General features: G+C 45.1%; 18 protein-coding genes. 7 read left to right on the forward strand and 11 right to left on the reverse strand.

Annotated elements, in window-relative coordinates; genetic code table 11:
* The first annotated feature begins 207 nt into the window (after nucleotides 1-207).
* A complete protein-coding gene (locus tag VJL_RS15325) occupies nucleotides 208-1,572 on the forward strand; it encodes a sodium-dependent transporter (RefSeq protein WP_038879125.1) in 1,365 nt (454 codons plus the stop codon).
* Nucleotides 1,573-1,664: 92 nt separating this feature from the next.
* Here VJL_RS15325 and VJL_RS15330 read toward each other — a convergent pair whose 3' ends face one another.
* The 5 genes from VJL_RS15330 to tsaA form a co-directional block, all read right to left on the reverse strand.
* Nucleotides 1,665-1,856: a DUF4250 domain-containing protein gene (locus VJL_RS15330; protein ID WP_038864663.1), complete on the reverse strand. Its 192-nt coding sequence runs from the start codon at nucleotides 1,854-1,856 to the stop codon at nucleotides 1,665-1,667.
* Nucleotides 1,856-2,062, reverse strand: coding sequence for a YaeP family protein (locus VJL_RS15335; protein WP_038864665.1), 207 nt, complete (start codon nucleotides 2,060-2,062; stop codon nucleotides 1,856-1,858). Before VJL_RS15335 ends, VJL_RS15330 begins: the two co-directional genes overlap by 1 nt.
* A 113-nt stretch (nucleotides 2,063-2,175) precedes the next feature.
* A complete protein-coding gene (locus tag VJL_RS15340) occupies nucleotides 2,176-2,844 on the reverse strand; it encodes a tellurite resistance TerB family protein (RefSeq protein WP_038879127.1) in 669 nt (222 codons plus the stop codon).
* Between the two features lie 162 nt (nucleotides 2,845-3,006).
* A complete protein-coding gene (locus VJL_RS15345; RefSeq protein ID WP_038879131.1) occupies nucleotides 3,007-4,722 on the reverse strand; it encodes a proline--tRNA ligase in 1,716 nt (571 codons plus the stop codon).
* A gap of 110 nt (nucleotides 4,723-4,832) precedes the next feature.
* The gene (gene tsaA / locus VJL_RS15350) at nucleotides 4,833-5,528 is read right to left on the reverse strand and encodes a tRNA (N6-threonylcarbamoyladenosine(37)-N6)-methyltransferase TrmO (protein ID WP_038879134.1); all 696 of its coding nucleotides are present in this window, start codon (nucleotides 5,526-5,528) and stop codon (nucleotides 4,833-4,835) included.
* A 127-nt stretch (nucleotides 5,529-5,655) separates the two neighbouring features.
* Here tsaA and VJL_RS15355 point away from each other — a divergent pair, with 127 nt between their 5' ends.
* The 3 genes from VJL_RS15355 (at nucleotide 5,656) to VJL_RS15360 (ending at nucleotide 7,860) form a co-directional block, all read left to right on the forward strand.
* Nucleotides 5,656-5,916, forward strand: a complete 261-nt coding sequence (locus VJL_RS15355) for a type B 50S ribosomal protein L31 (RefSeq protein WP_038864672.1) — start codon at nucleotides 5,656-5,658, stop codon at nucleotides 5,914-5,916.
* A 3-nt stretch (nucleotides 5,917-5,919) separates the two neighbouring features.
* Complete coding sequence (ykgO, locus tag VJL_RS27965) at nucleotides 5,920-6,045, forward strand: type B 50S ribosomal protein L36 (protein WP_005380299.1); 126 nt, start codon at nucleotides 5,920-5,922, stop codon at nucleotides 6,043-6,045.
* A gap of 228 nt (nucleotides 6,046-6,273) precedes the next feature.
* Nucleotides 6,274-7,860, forward strand: a complete 1,587-nt coding sequence (locus VJL_RS15360) for an AbgT family transporter (protein WP_038864674.1) — start codon at nucleotides 6,274-6,276, stop codon at nucleotides 7,858-7,860.
* A gap of 55 nt (nucleotides 7,861-7,915) precedes the next feature.
* Here the strand turns inward: VJL_RS15360 and VJL_RS15365 are convergent, their stop codons facing one another.
* The 3 genes from VJL_RS15365 to VJL_RS15375 all read right to left on the reverse strand — a co-directional run bounded on the left by VJL_RS15365 (nucleotide 7,916) and on the right by VJL_RS15375 (nucleotide 9,467).
* The gene (locus VJL_RS15365) at nucleotides 7,916-8,641 is read right to left on the reverse strand and encodes a MipA/OmpV family protein (RefSeq protein ID WP_038879136.1); all 726 of its coding nucleotides are present in this window, start codon (nucleotides 8,639-8,641) and stop codon (nucleotides 7,916-7,918) included.
* A gap of 92 nt (nucleotides 8,642-8,733) precedes the next feature.
* Nucleotides 8,734-9,177: a YaiI/YqxD family protein gene (locus VJL_RS15370; protein ID WP_038864678.1), complete on the reverse strand. Its 444-nt coding sequence runs from the start codon at nucleotides 9,175-9,177 to the stop codon at nucleotides 8,734-8,736.
* Complete coding sequence (locus tag VJL_RS15375) at nucleotides 9,174-9,467, reverse strand: hypothetical protein (protein ID WP_038864680.1); 294 nt, start codon at nucleotides 9,465-9,467, stop codon at nucleotides 9,174-9,176. The genes VJL_RS15370 and VJL_RS15375 overlap by 4 nt, the downstream gene beginning before the upstream one ends.
* A 905-nt stretch (nucleotides 9,468-10,372) precedes the next feature.
* Between VJL_RS15375 and VJL_RS15380 the strand changes: the two genes are divergently transcribed.
* Nucleotides 10,373-10,858, forward strand: coding sequence for a GNAT family N-acetyltransferase (locus tag VJL_RS15380; protein WP_038864682.1), 486 nt, complete (start codon nucleotides 10,373-10,375; stop codon nucleotides 10,856-10,858).
* Here the strand turns inward: VJL_RS15380 and VJL_RS15385 are convergent.
* Both VJL_RS15385 and VJL_RS15390 read right to left on the reverse strand, forming a co-directional pair.
* Complete coding sequence (locus tag VJL_RS15385) at nucleotides 10,818-11,117, reverse strand: DUF3301 domain-containing protein (protein ID WP_038879139.1); 300 nt, start codon at nucleotides 11,115-11,117, stop codon at nucleotides 10,818-10,820. The two genes, VJL_RS15380 and VJL_RS15385, sit on opposite strands and share 41 nt — an antisense overlap.
* Before the next feature lie 13 nt (nucleotides 11,118-11,130).
* Nucleotides 11,131-12,168 carry a DUF3549 family protein gene (locus tag VJL_RS15390; protein WP_038879142.1) on the reverse strand — a complete coding sequence of 346 codons (1,038 nt, stop codon included), beginning with the start codon at nucleotides 12,166-12,168 and terminating at the stop codon, nucleotides 11,131-11,133.
* 76 nt (nucleotides 12,169-12,244) lie between these two features.
* Here VJL_RS15390 and VJL_RS15395 point away from each other — a divergent pair, with 76 nt between their 5' ends.
* Together VJL_RS15395 and truC are read left to right on the forward strand one after the other, a co-directional pair.
* On the forward strand, nucleotides 12,245-12,559 hold the full coding sequence (locus VJL_RS15395; RefSeq protein ID WP_038864800.1) for a YqcC family protein: 315 nt from the start codon (nucleotides 12,245-12,247) through the stop codon (nucleotides 12,557-12,559).
* A gap of 5 nt (nucleotides 12,560-12,564) precedes the next feature.
* Nucleotides 12,565-13,332, forward strand: a complete 768-nt coding sequence (truC, locus tag VJL_RS15400; RefSeq protein ID WP_038879143.1) for a tRNA pseudouridine(65) synthase TruC — start codon at nucleotides 12,565-12,567, stop codon at nucleotides 13,330-13,332.
* Between the two features lie 93 nt (nucleotides 13,333-13,425).
* On the opposite strand, the gene VJL_RS15405 is transcribed toward truC, so the two are convergent.
* A complete protein-coding gene (locus tag VJL_RS15405) occupies nucleotides 13,426-13,809 on the reverse strand; it encodes a DUF3461 family protein (protein ID WP_038864687.1) in 384 nt (127 codons plus the stop codon).
* Nucleotides 13,810-13,893 lie beyond the last annotated feature (84 nt).

Raw genomic sequence — 13,893 nt, forward strand, 5'->3', positions numbered from 1 at the left:
TTTCGGCTCACTTCACGCTGATTTATAAATTCATCAAAAAGACAAAAAACGATACTTGGCGAATATGAGATGTACGTGGAAATTTACAAACTGAATGTCTGCTAATTGATCTGATTGTCGAGTAATTAACCTAATGACTCTTGTTGAGTAGAAGATATTGCTATACTGTACTAGTCAGCTAGTTCATTGATATTTTGTGTGAGTGGTATGACACAACAAACTTCTTCTCAGCCTCGTGAGCATTTTGGCTCACGCCTTGGATTCATCTTAGCGGCAGCAGGTGCTGCAGTGGGTCTAGGTAACATTTGGGGCTTTCCTACCCAAGCAGCAAGTAACGGCGGCGGTGCCTTCTTGTTGGTGTACTTGGTGATGATTCTTATCGTTGCATTCCCAATGCTGGTGGTTGAAATGGCGATCGGTCGTCATGGTCAAGCAAACCCAGTAGACAGCATGCGTTCTTTAACAGACAACCCTGTGGGCAAGAAGCTTGGCGGCCTAGTTGGTTGGATTGGTCTGAGTGTGCCAAGTGCGGTTTTGGCGTTTTACTCGATTGTAGGCGGTTGGTTGATCTGCTTTATGTTGGGCGCAGTGACCGACATCATGGGTATGGAAGCGGCGACACAATGGTTGAAAGGCTTCAGCGTTGAACGCAACTTGTTTGGTACGATTACATTTTATGTATTAACCATTTTGATCGTACAAGGCGGCGTGAAGCAGGGCATTGAGAAGTGGTCAACACGTTTAATGCCAGCACTGTTTGTTCTGTTCGGTTTGCTGCTCATCTACATCATGACGCAAAACGGTGCGATGGAAGGTTTGAAGCACTACCTAGTGCCTGATTTCGAGAAAGTATGGGATCGCAAACTTATCCTTGCCGCAATGGGCCAAGGCTTCTTCTCACTGACCATCGGTGGCTGTTCGATGCTTATCTATGGCTCTTACCTAAGTAAGAAAGAGAACCTGCCGAAGATGGCGATGAACGTGACTATGGTCGATACCGCAGTTGCCTTTATTGCTGGTCTAGTGGTGATGCCAGCAATGTTCGTTGCGATGCAAAAAGGCGTTCAAATCTATGCAGAAGATGGTTCGCTATTAAGTTCAGATACGTTGGTATTTACAGTTCTACCGCTGATGTTTGATAGCTTAGGTTTGCTTGGCCAACTGTTCTCAATCGTGTTCTTCTTACTGCTGACGATTGCAGCACTGACGTCATCTATCTCGATGCTTGAATGTCCGGTTGCTCTGGTTGGTGAGCGATTCAACACTAAACGCAGCACGACAAGCTGGGTATTGGGTGGCCTGATTGCGCTGTTCAGTGTGGTTATCGTATTTAACTTCGGTGCACTATTTGGCATGGTTGCGACTATCGCGACGCAATATTTACAACCGATGGCAGCACTGTTGTTCTGTCTGTTTGGTGGTTGGGTATGGAATCGTCACTCGAAAATCAAAGAGCTTGAACAAGGTTGTCCTGAGTTCACCCAAGGTTGGTTTGGTAAGTTGTGGCCTGCATACGTGAAGTTTGTTTGTCCGATTCTCGTGGCGACTGTTATCTGGGCTTCGTTCGGCTAATAAGCTGACTCAAAACATAAAAGAAAAGGGCTTGATGAATGCATCAAGCCCTTTTTTCTATTCGTGTTTTTGCTATCCGTCTCGGCTCACGATTAACGGAACTGACCTGCATCAGGTAAGAAATCGAAACCTGCCGTCGCCAGCTTTGCTTCAAGCGCAGCACGGTCGATATCAAAAAATACGACCAACTTATCTAGATCACCGGCAAAGTCGTCACGCAGCTTCATATTGACGATGCTCATTAACATGATTGGATCCATGGACTCAAAATTTGCCAGATTCATTACTTATCCTCAAAATCTGAAATCAGCAGGTTTGCTGCTGCAAACGCGGCTTTTTCACGAGCTTCTTTTGGTAGGGATTCGTCGGCAGCGATGTCGTTTAACGCTTTTACTGCACACGAGATCGCTTGAGGAATGTAGCCTTGATCGCCACTACCGATTTGAGCGTAAAGCTCACGAACTAATTCACAACAGCCGTATACTTGCATGGCTAAATCCTTAAGGAATGATAACTGCTCTCAAATATACACATAGCCGTTTTGAAACTCAAAGCAGAGAATTGTTTTGGCTCAAGTTAACACGCAACTTGAGCAAACATTCATCACTGTAATTGTGCTTCTAACTGATAAGTGACCTCTGGAGAAAGGTTGAGCTGCTTCGCAAGCTCCTGCAAATACGTTTTCTCCATAAAGTTTTGCTCATCGGCCACAATCAACGACGCCAGATAAATTTCTGATGCCTGTTGTGGCGACGTTGCTAAGCGCGCGATTTCTGCTGGATCGAGAGGTTTATGCAGCTCTTGATGAACCAACTGTCTTACATGATCATCTGCACCCATTTCTGTCAGTGCTTGTTCGATGCGAGCCATTTCTTGTTCATCGACGTGGCCATCGGCTTTGGCTGCACCAATCATGGCTTTAAGGATCAGTTTTGCATGTTTGTTGTCATCAGGATCGAAGCTTTCGTTGACGCCCTGTGTGTCCTGCTTCGCTTGCCAATCATTGTAGACTTTGTAAGCCAGAGCACCTAATGCCGCTGCGCCACCGACTTTGAGTGCGCCTGTACCGACTTTCTTGGCCATCTTTTTGCTCTTTTTAGAGCCCATTAACATGCCGATAAGACCGCCACCAATCGCGCCGGCACCAAGTGTTTTCAGTTGGCTAGAGCTTGATGAGGATTTGATATTGCTGGTTTGTTTACCAATCGCATCGGTACCTTGCTTGATTAGGTCTGATTTGAGCGCTTGGTTAAGAAGACTTTTTAGATCCATGAATGACCTCCTTACTAGATTGAATCCAGTGTAAGGTGATGAGTCTGAACCAAAGATTAACAGCGCCAATATTAGGTAGGGCCAAAAGGCTTAAAAAACAGACGTAAAAAAGGGCTGACCGAAGCCAACCCTTTTTATCACTCTGTATTCAGCACAATGTGCTTATTGCAGTTGAGCTTTAATGTGTTCAACGATGTCTGCCATAGCAATCGCTGTTTTCTCACCAGAGCGGCGGTTCTTGTACTCGAAGTTGCCTTCTTTCATTGAACGATCACCGATCACGATAGTGTGAGGAATGCCGATAAGTTCCATATCAGAGAACATCACGCCTGGGCGCTCTTTACGGTCATCGAATAGTACTTCGATACCCATAGCCGTCAGTTCAGCGTACAGCTTCTCAGCCGCTTCTTTCACTTCTTCAGACTTGTGCATGTTCATTGGCACGATAGCCACTTGGAAAGGCGCTAGTGCGTCTGGCCAAATGATACCGTATTTGTCGTGGTTTTGCTCGATTGCAGAAGCAACAACACGAGATACACCGATACCGTAACAACCCATTTCTAGGATAACGTTTTTACCGTCAGGACCAAGAACGCCACAGTTCATCGCTTGAGAGTAAACATTACCTAGTTGGAAGATGTGACCAACTTCGATACCACGTTTAAGCATTAGCGTGCCTTGACCACATGGGCTTGGATCGCCTTCTACTACGTTACGTAGATCTTCAACTTGGCCTAATTCAACGTCACGGCCCCAGTTGATACCGAAGTAGTGTTTGCCGTCGATATTTGCACCTGCGCCGAAGTCGCTCATTACAGCAACAGAGCGGTCAACGATGAATGGCAGTTCAAGACCAACAGGGCCTAGAGAACCAGCGCCAGCACCGATCAGTGCACGCATTTCCTCTTCTGATGCCATCTCTAATGGAGAAGCAACTTGAGGTAGGTTTTCTGCTTTCACTTCGTTTAGCTCGTGGTCACCACGAACGATAAGAGCAATGATGTCAGCATCTACTTCATCAGACGCTTTCACGAATAGAGTTTTCACTGTCTTCTCAATCGCTAGACCGTGTTGCTCTACAAGCTCCGCGATTGTTTTCGCGTTTGGCGTATCAACCAACGTCATCTCTTGATTTGGCTCAGCGCGCTCACCTGCAGGTGCTGCCGCTTCTGCTTTTTCGATGTTCGCTGCGTAATCAGACTCAGTAGAGAATGCGATTAGGTCTTCGCCGCTTTCAGCAAGTACGTGGAACTCTTGAGAACCACTACCACCGATAGCGCCAGAGTCAGCAAGTACTGGACGGTACTCAAGACCCATGCGATCGAATGCTTTACAGTAAGCGTCGTGCATCGCTTGGTAAGATTTCTCTAGACCTTCTTTGTCGATGTCGAAGCTGTATGCATCCATCATGCAGAATTCACGTGCACGCATTACGCCGAAACGTGGACGACGTTCATCACGGAATTTAGTCTGGATTTGGTACAGGTTTAGCGGAAGCTGTTTGTAAGAGCTCACTTCGTTACGCACAAGGCTAGTGATCACTTCTTCAGCTGTAGGGCTAAGAACAAACGGACGAGTATGACGGTCAGTAAAGCGAAGTAGCTCAGGACCCATCTTCTCAGAACGACCTGTCTCTTCCCATAGTTCAAACGGCTGAACAACGGGCATCAAAGTTTCGACTGCACCTGCATTGTCGATTTCTTGACGAACGATGTTTTCGACTTTACGCAGCACACGTAGACCAGTAGGCAGCCAGGTGTATAGACCTGAAGCCAGCTTACGGATCATACCCGCGCGTAGCATGAGCTGGTGGCTCACTACTTCTGCGTCGTTTGGAGTCTCCTTCAGAGTAGAAAGAAGATAATTACTGGTACGCATTAAATTTATCCGTTTATTAAAGTTAGATACTCAAGCCAGAATGGACAGGAGCATGAGGTCCCACAAAGGGAAAATTGTTAGCCGCTTATAATATCAGCCAAATGCCTTTGTCAAAAGCTTTCAATCGCAGTAACTGTTATTAAGTTATCGCTAACCGTGAACTTAACGTTCAGATCGAACAAATTTACCGCATATTCCTTACTGTCAGGCTTGTTTTTCTTGTAAGCCGGACGAGGATCTTGTGCCAGAACTTGCTCGATCACTGTTTTGACATACTCAGTATCGCTACGCTTTTTGAGTGCCGCCAGTGCAGCTGAAGAAAAGCCGATCTGAGATGTTTCGGGTTCGTCTTCTGCGTAGCCACCTTGTGCCTCTGTAATAGAATCTGAGTAGGGGATGTATGGTTTGATATCAACAATTGGCGTGCCATCGACCAAGTCTACGTTACCAAGATCCAAATAGATCTGATCGCCTTTCTTGCTAATACCTTTGACTTCCACTGCCGACATGCCAATGCCATTGGGACGGAAAGTAGAACGTGACGCAAAGACGCCAACACGTTCATTGCCTCCTAAACGAGGCGGGCGCACGGTGGGTTTCCATCCCGCTTCTAAGTTCTGATCAAACAAAAACAGTAGCCATACATGAGAAAACTGCTCTAAACCACGAAGGGCTTCTGGACTATTTGCTGCGCCTTGAAGTTTGACACGTGAATGCGCCGCAGGCACCAAGCGAGGTTGGCGAGGGACCGCAAACTTCTCTTTATATGGGCTTTCAATTACGCCAATAGGCTCAATGGAATACATGAATATGGTGTCTTATACATGGAAGATGAAAACTAAAGTACCACAAAATTCCGCTTGCTTTTTTGTTGAGAATGATTCCTAATTGATATGTTATATTATAACAATTAATCAAGAGGGAAATTTTAATATGAAACCAGGAATTCACCCTGAATACCGTCCTGTAGTATTTCATGACACCAGCGTAGACGAATACTTTGTTGTTGGTTCGACACTACAAACTGATCGCACCATTGAATGGAAAGACGGCAAGACTTACCCATATTTCACACTGGATGTGTCATCTGCCTCTCACCCGTTTTACACAGGCAAGCAACGTGTCGTACAAGCTGAAGGTCGTATTGCTAACTTCAATCGCCGCTTTGGTCAATTCAATAAAGATAAGGAGTAAAAAATGAAGGTTGTTAAGTCATTAAAGAGCGCAAAAAGCCGTCACCCAGATTGTCAGATCGTAAAAAGAAGAGGGCGTTTATACGTTATTTGCAAAACGAACCCACGCTTTAAGGCGGTGCAGAAATAACCATAAATATCGTATCGATTTATGGGATGGTGTGACTTATAATTCTGATTTATGATCTGTATGTGGGTGATATAACTATATTTTTATCGATAATAGGTCATAAATCCGCCTTTGAGTTACATTCTGTAACGTTTTGAACTTTCACTTAACCCTTGTGTCGAGTACCCTGCGCAAGCTTTATGACATTTTTGTCACAAATGCGCAGGAATAAATACAAGGAGGGAACAGATGAGTTCATCTGCTTCAATGAAACAAAACTCACCAAAGAAGCCGCTGTTCACGCGTTTTCTAGATACAGTTGAATATTTGGGGAACCTTTTACCCCACCCAATCACACTTTTCGCCATTTTCTGTCTTGCAATCCTAGTTATGTCGGGTATCGCTGGTTACTTTGAAGTTTCCGTTGTCGACCCGCGCCCAGAGGGTGCGCCTGGCCGTGCTGCTGATGGTATGATTCAAGTCGTAAGCTTGCTAAATGCTGAAGGCTTACAGCTGATTGTTACAAATCTAGTGAAAAACTTTGTTGGCTTCGCACCGTTAGGTACCGTCTTGGTTGCGATGCTTGGTGTTGCCATTGCAGAACATTCTGGTCTACTTTCTGCTGCAATGCGTGGCCTAGTAATGGGCGCTTCTCAGCGCATGGTTACTGTAACCGTTGTTTTCGCTGGTATCATTTCAAACACGGCTTCTGAGCTTGGTTACGTGGTACTGATTCCACTGGCAGCAATGTTGTTCCACTCATTAGGTCGTCATCCACTAGCTGGCCTTGCCGCTGCATTTGCTGGTGTATCGGGCGGCTACTCTGCAAACCTACTTATCGGTACGGTTGATCCACTGCTATCAGGCATCACTGAAACAGCAGCACAGATGATTGACCCAACTTACTCTGTTGGTCCAGAAGTAAACTGGTACTTCATGTTTGTTTCTACCTTCTTCATCGCGATTACCGGTGCATTTGTTACTGAGAAAATCGTTGAACCAAAACTTGGTAAATATAATGACGAAGAAGCGGCTGAAGACTTGTCTCAAGACAAGATGGGCGGTTTAACTGACGTAGAGAAAAAAGGCCTTAAGCTTGCGGGTATCGCAGTATTGGCAGTGTCTGCACTACTAGCATGGACTATTGTTCCTGCTGATGGTGTTCTACGTTCTGACGCTGGCACAGTAGCGGGCTCTCCATTCTTGAAGAGTATCGTCGCGTTTATCTTTGTTTTCTTCGCGGTACCGGGTTTTGTGTACGGTCGCGTAGTTGGTACGATGAAGAATGACCGTGATGTCATTGATGCCATGTCGAAGTCAATGTCTTCAATGGGCATGTACATCGTACTGGTATTCTTCGCGGCGCAATTTGTTGCTTTCTTTAAGTGGACGAATTTTGGCCAAGTGTTTGCAGTAGCAGGCGCAAGCTTCCTACAAGAAATTGGTCTAACTGGTCCAATGCTGTTCTTCGCCTTCATCCTAATGTGTGGCTTCATCAACTTGATGATTGGTTCAGCATCAGCACAGTGGGCAGTAACTGCACCAATCTTTGTACCAATGTTAATGCTAGTCGGTTACGCTCCTGAAACCATTCAAGCGGCTTACCGTATCGGTGACTCAACGACGAACATCATCACACCAATGATGAGCTACTTCGGTCTTATCCTTGCGGTAGCAACGCGCTACATGAAGAATCTAGGTATCGGTACGCTGATCGCGACCATGTTGCCTTACTCGATTGTCTTCCTTGTTGGTTGGAGTGTGCTGTTCTACCTGTGGGTATTCGTATTCGGTCTACCAGTAGGTCCAGGTGCAGCGACATACTACACGCCTTAATAGGCAACCTCACTCAGCTCAATCAAAGCCTGCGTTTATCGCAGGCTTTTTTCGTTCAAAGACCTGCGAAACGATAGGTTAGACCGACTTCTAACGACCAACCTATATCACGCTGTATCAATGTGCTGTCACTGTCATGATGAATAAATTCTGCTTTGGTGATTGCAATCCAAGATGGTGTGACTTCATAAAGACCAATAAGTCCTGCTTGGTAAACAAAAGTAGAATTGGCTTTAAATTCTCTTAGCCCTGATGCTGCCGCTTCTCGCGCAGAGACACTGTACAGATGGTTAGAGAGTTTTTTATCTCGGTAATCGACTTCTAGAAAGGGGGTGAGGGTAAACGGTGGTAACCAAGTCTCTAGTGTCCGGCCGAGATGCAGTTGAACTTCGTAACCATTGTGATCTGAGGTGACATCATGCAGATAAGTCAATCTTGCGCCAACAGTGCCCAAAGTAATACCAAGTTCACCATTGCCATCACGATCGTCAATGCCGTTTGGCAGATCGGCAAACGTATCGGAGACTTCCGCGAAGCGCCAGTTTGCTGATAGCCCCACATAAGGTAACGCCTGCCAGTTTGCTAAGCTACCATCGACAAAACCGATAGGGCCGGAATAGAACAAGTTAGGTGTCGCAACCAACTGAGGTGTGTCTTTGACGGAAAAAGCGCTTTCGCCAGAGGTGATACTACCGCCAACAATGCCAAAGGGTTCTTGGCTGGCAAGCAACGTCGTAGAAAAGAAAAGTAATGAAAAGGGGACGACGATCCGTGCGTTCATAAATAAAACTCCATTCTTGTTATAACAACAAAGAACGGAGTTTTGAGGTTCTCATTTCACTGGCGACGATTTTTGTGGGTAAAAATGAATGCCTAACGTTTTGCGAGGATTCTGTCGAGGTGATTGGCGAACTCGCGACGTTCCGTTTGAGACAGCGCTGCTGGCCCTCCCGTTTGAATACCGCTTGATCGCATGGTATCCATAAAGTCACGGATATTGAGTCGCGCTTTGATAGTATCTTTCGTGTAAAGCTCGCCTCGTGAACTTAGCGCCAATGCGCCTTTGCTAATGACTTCATCTGCAAGTGGAATATCTGATGTGATCACCAGATCATTGGCTTCGACACGACGAACAATTTCGTTATCCGCAATATCAAAACCGGCAGGCACTTGCAGAGAGTGAATATTGGCACGCTTTGGTACAGGAACTACGTGGTTTGCAACAAAGGTACACTCAACACCGGTTCGTTCTGCCGCACGTACGATAGTCTCACGAATGACTTTCGGACAAGCATCTGCATCTACCCATAATTTCATGCTGTTTTCTCATTTAGTTTGGCTTCAAGCTCTTCAACACGAGCCACCAGTTTAGCTACTGTGTTTTCCAGAATGGTGATGCGATCTTCTTCTTTCGGTGTTTGTACCGCAACTTCAACTTTAGGAATGCGATTCGCGCTTTTCCAACTTTTGATGGTTGCGATTAATGCTGGCATAGGCACAGGCGTTTTCATTCGAGCTTTGACCAGAGCAACGGTTGGCTCTTTACCTTGCTGTTGCAACTGCTCCATCACGGCTTCCAGCTCTTTAGTGACGTCTTGAGTTAACATATTTTGTCCCTACTAAAATGACTTCTGTCATCATACGTTGAGGCGCTGAAATTAGCGAATGGCAATTTCGGCAGACCCTTGTGCGAGATCTCTCACAGAGGTTGTGAGAGAAAACGATTTCGTCGTCAGAACAAAAGAAATTAGTTGGCATAAGATTATGAAAAATAACGATTTAACATCTTTTTAACTAAGTTTTCAAACAAAAGAATATCTTGGGCTGATTGTGATTTACAAGGAAAAGCGTAAATTAAACCTTGTCGGCAGGAAGCAGACATGGAACAGGAAAGCACCAAGGATTTGGTCATCGTCAGGACGACGATTTGATTATTCAGGATGAGTGATCAAGCACGGAGCGCAGGACATTGTAAGGACACAATCATCAATAGGATGTTGATGACTAAGGATAGACAATGGACCCCTCTTAGGATTGAGGTAAGGACAGCATCAGGAAGATGCAATGGACACCGCTCAAGGAACAAGTGATGCGCGCTAACGAGGATTGTTAGCTATCAGGATGATAAGGACACCGCTAGGACGGCGACGTAAGGACTAAGCTGACGGAATCAGCCACTATTATGGATGATGCATGGAGCACTATTTAGTAGCCGGACTGCTGCGAGTAAGACTATGACCCCGATACGCTAGTGTCGGGGTCTTTCTTATTTTGCACTTTCATAATTTCAGATAATTAAAAGTGTCAATATCACATAATTTATAAATTCCTCATAACACTGAATAAAAAACAATCCAGATCAATATTCTTTCCAATCAGTTGGTTTAACTTTCGGCTTCTCTAAAAGGCGTTATGTACCGCATAACAAATGAATAGCTCTTGAGCTTCTGCTATGCGGATAAATTAAGTTTGCTGTAATCAAGGAACAGATGTGACCATAGTAACCAGAAGAATGCTTCTTCTACCCTACAATGAGTCGTTGCAACTAGAGTTCGTGATGTTAAATTGCTGCGCTAAGAATCGCGCAGAGATGAATGGACCACATACCGTGTCTTCTGCGAAACAGTTGTTTGAGAAGATTCTGGATGATGAGAATGTCTACAGTATGGCGGTACTTGAAAGTACCAGCCGTGACTATATGGGACACGTGTTCATTTCGAATCTGGAGCATGAACCAGAGCTGGGATTTATCTTTGATAAAGCTTATTGGGGTAAAGGATTAGCAACAGAAGCGCTAAAGGCGTTTTTCCCGAAGGCGTGCCGTGAGCTTGGACTACACAAAGTCAAAGCAAATGTGAATAGTCATCACAAAGCATCCATGGCAGTACTGGAAAAACTTGGATTTACAAAGACAAGAGAAAGCAAGGACCTATACGGCCCTTACTTTGAAATGGAATTTACAAGCGATGTGGCGGTAGGTGAAAGTTCAGCGGCCTAAACCCGATCATCGTCAATTCTCCTTGGTAGCAATCGTCACCAAGAGATGAGAACTCAAATTGATACACTGTATGCCAACGCCAGGTTCCGTCTGGCGTTTTCATTTTATGTGCACCAAATGCGATGCTGACCAATTGCAGATCAAGTTGCTCGCATTTGCGTGTAATAGCCGCTTTCGCTAATTCTGATTGGCGTCTTTGTTGCCAAAACAAAAAGCAGAAAAAGCACAGTCCTAAAATGGCTAGTAAGTCACCAATCATCCCTAATCCTTTATTATCCCTTGGTCGCTTGCTGCAATTTGACTAATGCCGTCGCTAGCTCTTCCGATGGGCTAGAGTGTAATAGAGGTAGCAGAACCATTCTTAGTTCTGGCAGCATCACTAAGTCGGCAAATAATTGGTTGAAGAGTGCTTGGTTGCCTGTTTGAGCAAGGCGCAGTAAAAACTGCTCAGCGACATTTGCATCAGCCAATAAGTGCCAAGTGCGGCCTGCGATACCAATTAAGACCTCTTGATGACTTAAACGTGGGCTTTGTAAAATTGTGTTTAACACTGGCAGTGAAATTTCCGACGATGCGCCTGCTAGAGCACGGATTAACGCAGATAATAGGAACAGATCAGGCTCATCACTTTTAATCTCTTGCTGTGCTTGTTCTGCAATACGCTGTGCTAGGCGCTCTTGCAGTTCTACATGTTCTAAAGCACCAAGCAGAGCGTAGCGTGGTTCGTTTGGTAGATGGTTTAAGGCCTTACGTAGTGTCACCGCATTTTGCTCTTGGCCAAGGCGTGCGGCCATATCAGTAATACCTTGTAGACCAACGGTTTGCCAGTTTTCCCAACCGAGACCACCAGTGAAATAGTGCTGAGTATGTTCGTAATACTGGCTGGTGGGTAAATCTAAACTAGCGCGAACTCGGCTATGAAATACCGCCATCTTCTCTTCAGCGGGTTTGAAAGTATATGGGTTGTTAGAAAGCTTTTGTTGTTGCTCTTCCGACATTTCCTCATTCAGACGAGTTCCCATCGCCTCTACAACGTATTTAATGAAGTTACCGATATCGGATTGCTTTAGCAAACCACGTTCATCCAGCTCAAATTTTAGAAACCAAATCCACGGTTGTTTTTGTTCATTCCAATACGCTATCGCGAGGTGCGCTTTACGTTGCATTGGGAATGGGTAAGGGCACTGGCCTTTTTCTACGTCGGCGAAGACTTGTGGATCGATGGTCTTGATACGACGACCAAGGTCGAAGATTTGATACTCACATTGGCTGTTGCTAAGCAACTGGGTGAGTGTTTGAATGTTTTCCATTAAATACGACATCCTAATGTTCTTTTCACAAGAAATGGTATCATTCTCGGCTAATTCAAGGTTCGAGACGGAATTAATGGCAACAAACATCCAATTGGTCGACTTACTTCAACAACTTGAAGCGCAATTACAGCACTATGAGCTGTGGCAACAAACCATGCCTACGACAGAAGCGTTACAGAGCACAGAACCTTTCGCGATTGATACGCTGCATCCCCATGAGTGGTTACAATGGATTTTTATTGCACGTATGCGCGCGTTAGTGGAAAGTAATCAGCCTTTGCCGCGTGGCTTTTCTATCGAACCGTATTTCGCGGAAGCTTGGAAGCAAGAACCACATTATGCTGAGCTACTTGTAACCATCCGAACCATCGACGAACTATGTAAGTAATCTCAATGTCAGAACAAGAAACATCACAAGTTGTTACTCCAGTGGAATTGGAGATCGTTTATCAGGATGAGTACTTTGTTGCAGTAAATAAGCCTGCAGGTATGTTGGTGCACCGCAGTTGGTTAGATAAACACGAAACAGTTTTCGTGATGCAAACGCTGCGCGATCAAATTGGCCAACATGTGTTTCCTTTGCACCGTCTGGATCGTCCGACGTCTGGTGTGCTTGTGTTTGCATTGTCGAGTGAAGTTGCATCGCAAGTGATGCCGATGTTTGCTGAACATAAGATGGAGAAAACCTATCACGCGATCGTTCGCGGCTGGATCGAAGAAGAAGGCGTTCTCGATTACGCGCTAAAAGTTGAGCTGGATAAAATTGCCGATAAGTTCGCTTCGCAAGAGAAAGAAGCGCAGGATGCAGTGACAGCCTACAAACCGTTAGCGAAAGTTGAGGTGCCGTATTCAACAGGTAAGTTCCCAACCACTCGCTATTGCTTGATGGAAATGCAGCCAAAGACAGGGCGTAAGCATCAGCTGCGTCGCCACATGGCCCACCTACGTCATCCTATCGTCGGTGACACCAGCCATGGTGATGGTAAGCATAACAAGTTGTATCGTACAGAGTTTGATTCTCACCGTTTGTTGCTGCACGCGTCGGAGTTACGTTTTGTCCACCCATTTACCGAGCAAGAAATCGTAATGAAAGCGGGTATTGATGAAACGTGGCAAAAATTGTTTGCACGATTCGAGTGGGATGAATCATTGGTGCAATAAGTCGTTAGTTTGATGAGCTCCGCTTTGATTCAATCAAAAAGAAGGGGTTGGTATCTATACCAACCCCTTTTAAATTGTTTAGTTCTTAACGTTTTATTTCAGCTTTTCTAGATCCGCTTCGATCTCGGCGATTTTACTCGAAACCACTTTTTCCAGATGACGAAGATCGGACAGAATCTTCTGCTTCACGTCCACTTCTGCGGTTTTCACCGGTTTAGTTATCTTGTTTAATTCGTCGATGACTAGAGTTAAGTTACGATTGATTTCAGTAATTTCTTTGTACTTATGGCTGCCGCTGTCGACCAAGACGTTCTTTACTTGGCGTGGATATTTGAATTTAACGCTTTTGGCAAAGAACTCGCCTTTTTGTTTGTGGAAGTAAATTTTGAGGACGTCTTTGTGTGCTTCTTGGCGTAGGGAGTAACGTTCAATTTGTTTTGGTTCGTGGATACCCAAACCAGTGAGGTGGGGATACATAGGCTACCTCTGTCTCATAACTAGAATAAGTTTTCCGTATAACTGTAGCAGCCCATTTATGAGCTAGATAGCTGATATTTAGTC

Source organism: Vibrio jasicida CAIM 1864 = LMG 25398 (genome assembly GCF_000400365.1).
Lineage (GTDB): Bacteria > Pseudomonadota > Gammaproteobacteria > Enterobacterales > Vibrionaceae > Vibrio > Vibrio jasicida.